The sequence below is a fragment of the Marinobacter sp. AC-23 genome (assembly GCF_001858325.1).
Classification (GTDB): Bacteria; Pseudomonadota; Gammaproteobacteria; order Pseudomonadales; family Oleiphilaceae; genus Marinobacter.
This window is the reverse complement of record NZ_MBPP01000073.1, coordinates 1-11243: the sequence shown is the minus strand read 5'-3', so window position 1 is coordinate 11243 and position 11243 is coordinate 1. Positions and strand designations below refer to the sequence as shown.

Annotated in this window: 14 protein-coding genes and 1 pseudogene; 12 read left to right on the top strand and 3 right to left on the bottom strand. The window is 56.2% G+C overall.

The genetic code is table 11. From position 1 onward, the window contains the following. From BCA33_RS20040 to BCA33_RS17860, 8 genes and pseudogenes are all read left to right on the top strand, one after another. Positions 1 to 588: pseudogene (locus BCA33_RS20040) on the top strand (MotA/TolQ/ExbB proton channel family protein); the annotation flags it as partial. Next, a complete protein-coding gene (locus tag BCA33_RS17890) occupies positions 575 to 970 on the top strand; it encodes a biopolymer transporter ExbD (protein ID WP_071267995.1) in 396 nt (131 codons plus the stop codon). The pseudogene BCA33_RS20040 and the gene BCA33_RS17890, both read left to right, overlap by 14 nt. Further along, positions 967 to 1377, top strand: coding sequence for a biopolymer transporter ExbD (locus BCA33_RS17885; RefSeq protein ID WP_071267993.1), 411 nt, complete (start codon positions 967 to 969; stop codon positions 1375 to 1377). The genes BCA33_RS17890 and BCA33_RS17885 overlap by 4 nt, the downstream gene beginning before the upstream one ends. Then, a complete protein-coding gene (locus BCA33_RS17880; protein ID WP_071267991.1) occupies positions 1374 to 2135 on the top strand; it encodes an energy transducer TonB in 762 nt (253 codons plus the stop codon). The genes BCA33_RS17885 and BCA33_RS17880 overlap by 4 nt, the downstream gene beginning before the upstream one ends. A gap of 211 nt (positions 2136 to 2346) precedes the next feature. Beyond that, entirely contained in the window at positions 2347 to 2865 is a 519-nt protein-coding gene (locus tag BCA33_RS17875; RefSeq protein WP_071267989.1) for an Hcp family type VI secretion system effector, read from the top strand. Positions 2866 to 2937: 72 nt separating this feature from the next. Continuing rightward, a complete protein-coding gene (locus BCA33_RS17870; protein WP_071267987.1) occupies positions 2938 to 3288 on the top strand; it encodes a hypothetical protein in 351 nt (116 codons plus the stop codon). Positions 3289 to 3308: 20 nt separating this feature from the next. Further along, positions 3309 to 3746, top strand: a complete 438-nt coding sequence (locus BCA33_RS17865) for a hypothetical protein (RefSeq protein WP_071267985.1) — start codon at positions 3309 to 3311, stop codon at positions 3744 to 3746. A gap of 140 nt (positions 3747 to 3886) precedes the next feature. After that, positions 3887 to 4585, top strand: coding sequence for a hypothetical protein (locus BCA33_RS17860; protein WP_071267983.1), 699 nt, complete (start codon positions 3887 to 3889; stop codon positions 4583 to 4585). 18 nt (positions 4586 to 4603) lie between these two features. Here BCA33_RS17860 and BCA33_RS17855 read toward each other — a convergent pair whose 3' ends face one another. Further along, a complete protein-coding gene (locus BCA33_RS17855) occupies positions 4604 to 6385 on the bottom strand; it encodes a molybdopterin-dependent oxidoreductase (protein ID WP_254774584.1) in 1782 nt (593 codons plus the stop codon). Then, positions 6313 to 7290 (bottom strand): molybdopterin-dependent oxidoreductase, encoded by a 978-nt coding sequence (locus BCA33_RS22330; protein ID WP_254774583.1) that lies wholly within the window; start codon positions 7288 to 7290, stop codon positions 6313 to 6315. Before BCA33_RS22330 ends, BCA33_RS17855 begins: the two co-directional genes overlap by 73 nt. A gap of 510 nt (positions 7291 to 7800) precedes the next feature. Here BCA33_RS22330 and BCA33_RS17850 point away from each other — a divergent pair. From BCA33_RS17850 to BCA33_RS17840, 4 genes are read left to right on the top strand one after another with little or no spacing between them, the layout of a single operon-like run. After that, a complete protein-coding gene (locus BCA33_RS17850) occupies positions 7801 to 9102 on the top strand; it encodes a CmpA/NrtA family ABC transporter substrate-binding protein (protein ID WP_254774585.1) in 1302 nt (433 codons plus the stop codon). 23 nt (positions 9103 to 9125) lie between these two features. Further along, positions 9126 to 9938 (top strand): ABC transporter permease, encoded by an 813-nt coding sequence (locus BCA33_RS17845; RefSeq protein ID WP_254774581.1) that lies wholly within the window; start codon positions 9126 to 9128, stop codon positions 9936 to 9938. Then, positions 9929 to 10120, top strand: coding sequence for a hypothetical protein (locus BCA33_RS22325; RefSeq protein ID WP_254774580.1), 192 nt, complete (start codon positions 9929 to 9931; stop codon positions 10118 to 10120). The genes BCA33_RS17845 and BCA33_RS22325 overlap by 10 nt, the downstream gene beginning before the upstream one ends. 11 nt (positions 10121 to 10131) lie before the next feature. Continuing rightward, entirely contained in the window at positions 10132 to 10998 is an 867-nt protein-coding gene (locus tag BCA33_RS17840; RefSeq protein ID WP_071267979.1) for an ABC transporter ATP-binding protein, read from the top strand. A 9-nt stretch (positions 10999 to 11007) separates the two neighbouring features. On the opposite strand, the gene BCA33_RS17835 is transcribed toward BCA33_RS17840, so the two are convergent. Beyond that, positions 11008 to 11243: ANTAR domain-containing response regulator (locus BCA33_RS17835; protein ID WP_139173052.1), on the bottom strand; the 236-nt coding region annotated here is incomplete at its 5' end.

Here is an 11243-nt window from a genome sequence, read left to right as displayed (position 1 = left end):
GCGTGAACCCACAAGCGTTCGACAGCAAGCCAGCCGCTGGGCAAAACTGAATCCTCTACATAGCCTGGTAACCAATACCATTGAGGCGCGGCAAAACCGCAAGACGATCAACACATTCGCGAAACCACAGCACGGGATGCCCAGCAAGCGCTTGAGCCGTTTGAAGCCCCCCTCAAAATCATTGAAGTGATCGCGGCGCTCGCGCCTTTACTTGGCTTGCTGGGAACCGTGCTGGGAATGATGGAAGCCTTTAGCGCCATGGCAGCAACAGAAGGCCGCGCCAATGCATCTCAACTAAGTGGCGGCATCTACGAGGCGCTGACCACCACCGCGGCCGGCCTTGTGGTGGCTATTCCATTTGCTGCATTGGCAGCTTGGATTGAGTTCCGGTTACGGCGAATCCACAAGGTTGTTAACAGCAGCCTGGTGACTGTGCTGACGGTCACGCCGCAAGCCTTTGCCGGCCAACCCGAGCCCGAGAGTGACGCCGCGGCACAGCCAACTACCAGCCAGCCTCGCTCAGAAGCAAAAGACGAACAGGAGCCAGAAACTCAAAGCCGGCAGCGATTCGCCCATGCAACTGGTTGAACCCAGGCCCAGCCGGCCTATCCCAATCCGCATTACGCCGCTGATTGATGTGGTGTTCATCCTGCTTGTGTTTTTTATGCTGACCAGCAGGCTAATGCCGGTGGATCATCTGGAACTGGCCAACAGCACTGAGAACCGCAGCACCACAACAGGGGAACCACTTCCCTTGCTGACGGTTACGCAAGGCGGCGACATCACATGGCAGGAGCTCACTTTGCCAATCCACAAGCTGTTACCAGAGCTCCGCAGTGCCGGCATCGCTGAAGTGAACCTCACCACGGCCCCAGACGCCCAACTAAGCCTGTTCACAACCACCCTGGGCGAACTGTCGCGCAACGGCATCCAAACCCATTGGAAACGTGCAACCGAAGAAACCCCATGACTGAACTGTTCCCACCTCCTTCTACCTCCGGCAAATCTTTGATGGAGCGGGTAGAAGATGCACTTCTGCCACTCATCAATCTGGTTTTCCTGTTGCTGATGTTTTTTATCGTGGCCGGCCAACTTGCAGACGACCCCTTGCCCGACCTGCCACCTACGCCTGCGAGTGCCGAGCAACAATCGCCCCACGCTGACCTGTTCGTGGATGCCAAGGGGAGCTGGCGAATAAAGGGCGAAACCTTGAATGCACAAACACTGCTTCAGCGGCTACCAGAACCAAACGCACAGACCCCACTGAAAATTGCCGCTGCCAGCGGTATTTCCATGGCAGATCTGGAAAGTCTTTTGCGCACTCTGGAAAAGGGCGGCCATGAGGAAATCCTGCTATTAACGGAGCCCGAAACGTGAGGGATACAGGCAAAGCCGCCCGCCTGGGCCTACTGGTAATTGCCATTGTTCTGAGCGCCGGCATTCTTGTGGCTGCTGCGCCAGAGAAGACTATCGAAATAAACCAGCTTGGCAGTGCAGCAGTTAATACAGCGCCCGCTATCAAAATCTCGCTTGCAGGCAAGCCCGCACCTGCACCCGTCGAAAAATCAGAGCCCAAGCCAGTGCAGAAAACCAAGCCCGAGCCAAAGCCGAAGCCGAAGCCTGAACCAAAACCGACCCCTACTCCAGAGCCAGAGCCAGAGCCAGAGCCAGAGCCAGAGCCAGAGCCAGAGCCAGAAACGGTAGCAGAAACCCAAGCAACACCTGAGGCAACGATAGACAAGCCTCCGGCAGAGGCTGAAGCCAGCGATACGTCAGAGCCCGCGCTCGAAAACGGGGGTTCTCAGTCGCAATCATCCGTGCCATTACAAAATGCTGGCGACCCGTCAGCTGTCGATGATTATTTAGGGAAGCTCAGCCGGCACCTTTCCCGGTTTTATGAATACCCCCGCAGGGCCCGCAGGCTGAGGCAGGAAGGGGCTCCTGTTATAACCTTCACATTTCGCCGGGACGGCTCACTTGTTGGCCACAGTTTGCGCACAAAATCTGGCCACTCGCTGCTAGATAAAGCAGCCCTTGCCATGCTTGAGCAGGCAGCTCCTCTACCTCCCGTGCCAGATGACATGTCTGGCAGCACCTTCAGCTACGCACTGCCCGTAAGATTCAGCCTGCGCTAAGGCCCGCTGGCCAGGCAATTTTTCGCTCAGCCAGCAATTCCTCGCCCACAGACCGAGCACAAGCTTGCCTGCTCCCGACAGGCGCTCTCGAAAAAACTCGTTAGACACTGTTTTAACTGATCTTTCTGAACCTGGCACGGGACTTGATAATACAAACTCGTCCAGGGAACACCCAAGGACACTTACTCATTCAAACGTCACGGAGCAGACTATGCCAACTCCTTGTTATATCTCTATCGAAGGCAAAACCCAGGGTAACATCACCGCGGGTGCATTCACTTCCGATTCCGTAGGCAACATCTACGTTGAAGGCCACGAAGATGAAGTGCTGGTTCAGGAATTCAGCCACGTTGTCACCGTTCCTACCGACCCCCAGTCCGGTCAGCCTTCCGGTCAGCGTGTACACAAGCCGTTCAAGTTCACCTCCGCACTGAACAAAGCGACACCCCTGATGTACAACGCTCTGGCTTCCGGCGAAATGCTGCCCAAGGTTGAGCTCAAATGGTACCGCACCTCTGTAGAGGGCAAGCAAGAGCACTTCTTCTCTACCATCCTGGAAGATGCCACCATTATCGACATCAACTGCAACATGCCACACTGCCAGGACAACGCCAGCGCTGATTTCACACAGCTGGTTACGGTTTCTGTGTCCTACCGCAAGGTTACCTGGGAGCACACTGTTGCCGGCACTTCCGGTGCAGACGACTGGCGTTCGCCAATCGAGGCGTAATTTACGCTTTGATGCCCAAAAGAGAGGCCGCGGCCTCTCTTTTTTATTACAACTATCAAAAGGAGATTGGTAGTGAGCAACATTAATTTAACTGAGGAAGAAGTAGCCACGGTTCAGGCCGTAATCACTGCGTTTTACAGTGAGCGCATCGCAAGCCGGTTTCATGCTGGAAGCATAACTGCTGAAACACTAGAGCTTGTTGCTCAACTGATTACTGAGACCGATGAATGCAGTCGATGGATAGATGCTGTTCCGAACCCCAAAGACCTACTTGCTCCGGCAAACGGTATCCGAAAATGGGCAATCAGGGTTATTCGGGTAGCAGCAGAGCCATTCGCCCGTGGGGCGATTAAAATCAGCTTTACCTGCAAATTGACTCGTGGGTTACAATTCAGGAGTCTACTGGAAGCCTCTCTCGGATAAGACAAGGACGCCTGAAAAAAATGAAGCTCATAGCAACCGTCATACTCATTTCGATTCTCTCCGGTTGTGCATCGACCCAGCCAATATCGTTTTCACCCAGCCCAGATTATGCAGTATCGGTTCAATCATCTTTATTTGATGCGGTGCGGATCGACAAGAATGACACATCCCTCTTTCGCAATGGAAAAGCCATCGGATTCATCCGGGTTGAGCCAGTCCCCACAAACGTTTCTTCAACATCCGATTTTCTGAGCGAACTCAGATCCAGCTCTGAATCAGGGGCCGTTAAAACACGCCCCCTGAGTTTTCCATCCGGGTTCACAGGGTTTGCCGTGAAATATCGCAATTACCTGACTGGCTATTTATTTAGCGAGGAAAGCCCCGACGCAATCCTTATTTTGAGCTTCCCGGAAGGTGAGTTTGATCAGATTTCTGAGACGATATCACACGGCATTTAACACGCCGAAACCAGACAAACTGTCACCACTTGTTTTTATCTGGTGACGTTTTGTCTGACTCGATGCCGAGAATCTAGTAAGTTAATATCCACACCGAACCCTATTTACGAGATCATGAGGCGTGTGGGCCTTCAATTGATATGAGCGATCCGAAATCTCAAGCCCGCAAGCTCGGCGAACTGATGTGCACTGTTACCGAACAGATTCTCTGGCAACCCGCCGCAGGCTGGGTCCAGCAACGGGCATCTGGCAGTTCCTTGGTGTGCCGGGTGGGCTCTGGGCAGGCGACCTATCATCGTTTTGAGCCGCAATACAAACAGCACCAAATTACCTACGGCCTCCGGATGATTCAGGCCAAGCACCAGCCTGATACGGCCAGTGGCTGGCTCTCCGCCCGGGAAATCCATAAACGGGGTTATTTCAACGGTGAGTTGAGCACGCTGAACCTGCTGGCGCACACCTGCTGTCACGAATTTGCACACCTGTTACAGCACAGTGCCGGCAAGAGATATCGCGGCTCGGTGCACAACCAGCACTTCTACAACATTCTTGATGACCTGCATGAAAATGGTCGTGCAGATGCGGCTCGAGTGGCACTGGCGAAGCAAGCCAGCGAATACCAGATCCCGTTACCCAGCGAAGCCTTCCAGCTACCTGACCCCACACTTCAGCCATCCCCCTGGCAAGTGGAAGATGCCGTCGCTTTCGTCTCCGGCACTCAGGAGTTTCGTGGAGAGGTTGTCCGGGTCAACCGAAAAACCTGCACCGTGAGCGGAACTGGCAAATTTCGCGGGCGGCGCTACCGAGTCCCTATGTCGATGCTGCGCAGGGTGTGCTGACATATCCTGGATGGGCGCTTACTGCTCAGTTTCTGTGAGCTCGTCCAGCAACAGCCCTCGAATTTCAGGCACACAGGAGCCACAATTGGTGCCGCATTTCAGAGTTTGCCCCAACGCCTCTAGTGTCGCCTGCCCCTCACGAATGGCACTAACAATCTGGCGATCACCCACCTGGAAGCAGCTGCACACCAGCGCCCCGATCTCTTCTGTGTCGACAGATCGCCCCGCAAGCAAACACTGTCTCTGATCCGGGCTCAGCCGGTCAGCCGCAAAACACTCATCCAGCCAAGCCAGATCCGGTAACAGACCAACGTCACTATCGACCAAAAGAACGGCTTCCAGCCGGCCATCAACCACTCGAGCCGCCCGAAATCGCCCTTGCGCCGAATCGGCCATGATTAGCTGTGGTTCTCCCGCCAACCAGATACTCGCTTCACTCTCCCAGTCCATGGTCTGGCTGCCTGCCAACCACCAACTATCACTGTGGGTCAGTGGTTGACGGCACCAATAGTCACACAACCCTGCCAGCCCCGGGAGTTCGTCGCTTGCACTGCGCCGCATCAGCCGGGCTTGCCACCTGCAGGCAAGTCGGCGAAGGCTGGCAACACCGTGCTTGCTTTCCGGCTGCCCGGAAATCGGATCCGTTACAGCGGCGATCAGGTTCGTTGCCACGCTTTGTGAGGCAAAACGTCCACTCCAGTGAATCGGTATAAACACCTCACCAGGTCGTTGATCCGAAGTGATGCGGGCACGACCAATAAATGCCTCTGGCCCGGGGCCGGTAAGCTGGCACAGCGCCTCTTCGCAAACACCAAAGCGGAGCGCATCGTCTGGGTGGATCTCTACGAAGGGTTCCTGGCGGTGTGTCAGAAGCCGCGAGACCAGTGCCGTCCGCGTCATGGTGTGCCATTGATCACGAATCCGGCCGGTATTGACCACAAGTGGGTAACGAGAGGTCACGATCTGGCGGGGCAGCCCAGCAGGTATGGGCACCAACCGGGCCCGTCCGTCATCCGTGGCAAAACGCCCGTCAGAGAACAGCCGAGGCGTGCCGGTTACAACACCGGCCTCATCCAGGGTGATGGGCCATTGGATCGGTTCCAGTTGGTTATACCGAGCCTCTGTCAGTTGGCCCAGTGCTTCGATATCAAACACCTGACGGCCATTACTGGCCCTGCAAGCGAGGGCTGAGAGCGCCGCGTGTTCCCGGAAAATATCCGCAGGATTCTGATACTGAAAGGCCTTTGCATACCCAAGCTCGCACGCAACCGACGTCAGTATCCGCCAGTCCGGCCAAACCTCCGTGGGCAAAGACAGGAAGGATCGCTGGCGGGAAATGCAGCGTTCCGAATTGGTGACGGTACCGTCTTTTTCGCCCCAGCCGGCCGCCGGCAACATGATATCGGCAAAAGCCGTGGTATCCGTATTCGCCATACAGTCAGACACGATCACCGTGGGGCAACCCGCCAGCGCTTCACAAACCCGCGCCGAATCCGGCAGGCTAACCGCAGGATTGGTACCCATAATCCAGAGCACCTTGATGTCACCGCGATGCACGGCCTCAAACAGATCAACGGCCTTCAACCCGGGGGCCTCCGGAAGGCGATCTGTGCCCCAGAATCTGGCCAGACGTTCTCGGGCACCCGGAGTATCGTATTCCATATGAGCGGCCAAGGTATTAGCCAGGCCCCCGACTTCCCGCCCACCCATGGCATTGGGCTGACCGGTCAGCGAGAAAGGCTGGCGCCCGGCTGGCCCACACGCCCCGTGGCCAGGTGGCAGTTGATAATGGCGTTGCACTTGTCGGTGCCGGTTACCGCCTGATTAATCCCCTGGGAAAAAGCGGTCACAGTTCGGGGGGTGTCGGCGTACCAGCGGTAAAACCTCTCGACGTCATCCTCGTCAAGATCGCATTGGGCCGCAACCGACGTCACCGACGGCGCAACCTCTTGTGCACAAACCAGCGTTTCCGCAAAACCGCTGCAGTGTTCCGCAATGTAACTCTGATCTGTCGCTTCGTGTTGCCTCAACCACACCAACAAACCATTGAACAGAACCGTGTCAGTACCCGGTTTCAGTTTAAGGTGCAGATCCGCAAGCTCTGCTGTGGCGGTTCGACGGGGGTCTATGACCACCACCCGGCGACCGGCCCGTTGCGAAGCCTGCATACGCTGGTAGAGAACAGGGTGGGCCCAGGCGGCGTTGCTGCCCGCCAGCACCAGAAGATCCGCGAGCTCCAGGTCTTCATAACACCCGGGAACGCAATCCTCGCCAAACGCTCGTTTTTGGGCGGCCACTGCCGCGGACATACACAGGCGAGAGTTGGTGTCCACGTGGGGTGTGCCAATAAAACCCTTGGCGAGTTTGTTGGCGACGAAATAATCCTCTGTCAGCAACTGGCCCGACAAATAAAAAGCCACCGACCCGGGGCCGTGCTGAGCGACCGCATCACGAATAGCGCTGGACACCGCAGCAAGGGCCTCGGGCCAGCTTCGGTCCTCACCAGCGATCCGGGGCTTTAACAGCCTCCCGCTGGGCACAAGGGTTTCATGCAACGCCGAGCCTTTCACACACAACCGCCCCTGATTAGCCGGGTGGCGCTCATCGCCGGTTACTTCGAAAGGCGTGGCCGTCACACCACAACCCACACCACAATAAGGGCAAGTGGTCTGAGTGCCGGCTGCCGGTTTGACCTTGGAATCCACGCTACGTCCTCTTTGCCTGTAATTGATGGTTGTTCAGTTGGTACCCAGGGCAAGCTGCAATAACAGGGCCATCGCAGCTCCAAAGTTTTGGGAGTGGCCTGTAAACGCAACGTATAGCACCCGCCACCTAATGATGAACCGATGACGGGTTTAACCATATCCGGGCCATTCGTTTCACAATGGTGCAAAAAGCCGCCAACCTGCACTAAAGCAAGCCGACAAGATCTGTCAAAAACGCCCTATGAAACTGAGCTTTCCCCCTTACGTGTTGTTTTATAATATTTTTTGATCACTGGCACAGGCTGTGCAACCTCTGACTTGAACATTCGAGACCACTCAGATTAAACAGGCATAGGCGCCTGCCTTCCGACAACGGAGGGCGGGCGTTTTTTTGCCTGAAAGAATGTCACGAGGTAAGGATTCATGAAGACGTCCCTGAACATCATCACCGGAACATTCCATCATCTGGCTGGACTGGCCGCTGCGGTCTCCCTGATAACCAGCGCCAGCATGGCCCAGGCAGAGATTGGAGCTCCGGAAAAGCCGGACCTGAAACTTGGCTTCATCAAACTGACAGACATGGCGCCGCTAGCCATCGCCTGGGAACGCGGCTTCTTTATGGACGAAGGCCTGTTTGTTGAGCTGGAAGCCCAGGCTAACTGGAAAGTCCTGCTGAACCGGGTCATTACCGGCGAACTGGACGGCGCCCACATGCTGGCGGGCCAGCCCCTGGGTGCCTCCATTGGTTATGGCACTCAGGCCGACATCATTACCGCGTTCAGCATGGACCTGAACGGCAACGGCATCACCGTCTCCAACGAGGTCTGGAAGACTATGAGCCAGCACATCCCAGAGCAGGACGGCAAGCCAGTGCACCCGATCAGCGCCAGTGCCTTGAAACCGGTGGTGGAGCAATTCCGTGCGAAGGGCGAGCGTTTTCGTATGGGCATGGTGTTTCCCGTATCCACTCACAACTACGAACTGCGCTACTGGCTGGCGGCAGGCGGCCTGCATCCGGGTTACTACGCGCCTCAGCGTGGTGACACCAGCGGCACCCTGGAAGCGGACGTTCATTTGTCTGTCACACCACCGCCGCAAATGCCTGCCACTCTGGAAGCTGGCACCATTCAGGGCTACTGCGTGGGTGAGCCCTGGAACCAGCAGGCCGTGGCCAAGGGCATAGGTGTTCCAGTGATTACCGATTACGAGATCTGGCCCAACAACCCGGAAAAGGTGTTCGGAGTCAGTCAGTCCTGGGCCGAGGAGAATCCCAACACCCACTTGCACCTGCTGCGCGCCCTGATCCGCGCCGCCTACTGGCTTGATGAGAACAACAACGCCAACCGGGAAGAAGCTGTCGAGATCCTTGCTCGCCCGAGCTATGTGGGCGCAGATGCCGAAGTCATTGCCAATTCCATGACGGGCACCTTTGAGTATGAGAAGGGCGATATCCGCGAAGTGCCCGATTTCAACGTCTTCTTCCGTCATTACGCTACTTATCCGTACCCATCCGATGCCATCTGGTATCTCTCGCAGATGCGTCGCTGGGGGCAGATCCCCGAGACGAAACCGGACGACTGGTACATGAAAACGGCTGCGCAGGTCTACCGAGGAGATATCTATGCCAAAGCTGCCCAGTCCCTGATCGAAGATGGCTTGATGAAGGCCGAGGATTTCCCCGACTTCAGCCAAGAGAATTTTGCCCGCCCGCATCAGGGTGCGTTGATTGATGGTGTCGCCTTCACGCCACGCCAGCCCAACGCCTATATCAACAGTTTTGATATTGGCCTGAAAGGCGCCGGCACCCCGTAACCGGCAGTACCCAGGAGAACGACATGAGTACGCTAACCAATTCAAGTTCCGGAACCGGAATCCTCGGCTGGCTGAAAGCACTGGCAGACCGATTCACTGGAGCCGAACTGGCCCAGACCGGCAAGCAGCTTTTGCTGCCGATGGTCGGCATCCTGATTTTCCTCGGCTTTTGGCACCTGGCCGCGCCCCAGGTGAACACCTCGCTGGGCACCTTTCCGGGCCCGGTACAGGTCTGGGAGCAGAGTGGCCAACTCTGGCAGGAGCACGCCGACCAGCGGGAGCGGGCGGACAAATTCGTGACCATGCAAGAGGCACGGAACGCTCGCATTCTGGCCGACAATCCGGATGCCGATGTGAGGATCCGGGGCTACCTCGGTGCCCCGACATTTCTGGATCAGGTTGTCACCAGCCTGGTTACCGTAATGGCCGGTTTCCTGCTTGCGACGGCGATCGCCGTACCACTGGGCATTGTATTGGGCCTGAACCACTATCTTCAGGCAGCCGTCAATCCACTGATCCAAATCTTCAAACCCGTCTCGCCTCTGGCCTGGCTGCCGCTGGTTACCATGGTGGTATCCGCTACTTACGTCAGTGACGACCCGATGTTCGAGAAGTCGTTCCTGACCTCGATGATCACCGTCACCCTGTGCAGCCTGTGGCCTACCCTGATCAACACCGGCGTCGGCGTAGCCGCAGTGAACCCCGATCTGCTGAACGTATCCCGGGTTCTACAACTGTCGTTCTGGACCCATGTGAGAAAAGTCGTGCTGCCATCATCAGTACCCATGATATTCACCGGGCTTCGGGTCTCGCTGGGCATTGCTGGATGGTGCTGATTGCGGCTGAAATGCTGGCGCAGAGCCCCGGGCTTGGCAAGTTTGTCTGGGATGAGTTCCAGAACGGCAGCAGCCAGTCCTTGAGCCGGATCATGGCAGCGGTGCTGGCCATCGGTTTTATCGGCTTCCTGCTGGATCGCATCATGCTGATGATCCAGAAGAAAATTGCCTGGAATGAATAACGGAGACAATCATGACTAAATCCCATTTGGAACTGACCGGCGTGGAAATGGCCTTTGATACGCCCAAAGGCTCCTTCGTCGCACTGGACAACATCAACCTGAAAATCAAAAAGGGTGAGTTTGTCTCCCTGATTGGCCACTCCGGTTGCGGCAAGTCCACGGTCCTGAGCATCGTCGCTGGCCTGCTACAAGCCACTAAAGGCGGCTGTATCCTGGATGGCCACGAGATCAACTCTCCCGGTCCGGAACGGGCGGTGGTGTTCCAAAACCACGCCCTGATGCCCTGGTTGACGGTTTACGAGAACGTAGAGTTGGCGGTACAACAGGTATTCCGCAAATCCATGACGAAACAGGAGCGCCAAAACTGGGTTCATCACAACCTGGAACTGGTAAACATGGCACACGCCGCCAACAAACGGCCGGGTGAAATTTCGGGGGGTATGGCACAAAGGGTTGGCATTGCCCGGGCACTGGCGATGAAACCCAGCGTGTTGCTGATGGACGAACCTTTTGGCGCTCTGGATGCGCTGACACGGGCCCACCTGCAGGATTCATTGATGGACATTCAGCAGGACCTGAAAAATACGGTGATCATGATTACCCATGATGTGGACGAAGCGGTGCTGCTGTCTGATCGTATCATCATGATGACCAACGGCCCCGCTGCCGCCGTCGGAGAAGATCTGTACATCGACCTGGAAAGGCCCCGTAACAGAGTCACTCTGGCGGATGATCCCACCTACGTGCATTACCGACAGGAGGTTCTGAAGTTTCTCTATGAGAAGCAGCGTAAGCTGGAAAGCATCACCCCGCGCCGGAATAATCAGGCTACTGACGCAAGCATGAAAAAAGACACCGCTCTGAAGGCGAAGGTCTGAACAGGTCGCTTACTTCAGCACATCTGCCATAGACACCAGTGCCCGAGCAATCTCGGGCAGCTTTTTACCCTGATCCATGGCCAGCTTTCGCAAAACCCGATGGGCTTCATCATTGTTAATTTTGCGATGACGCATCAGCAACAAGACCGCTTTTTCCTGATTTTTCCTCTCTTCCAGAGCTTCCTTGGCACTCTGCAAATCCTCGTTCATCTGTTGAAGCCGACGTGACTGCTCCTGCACCAGAT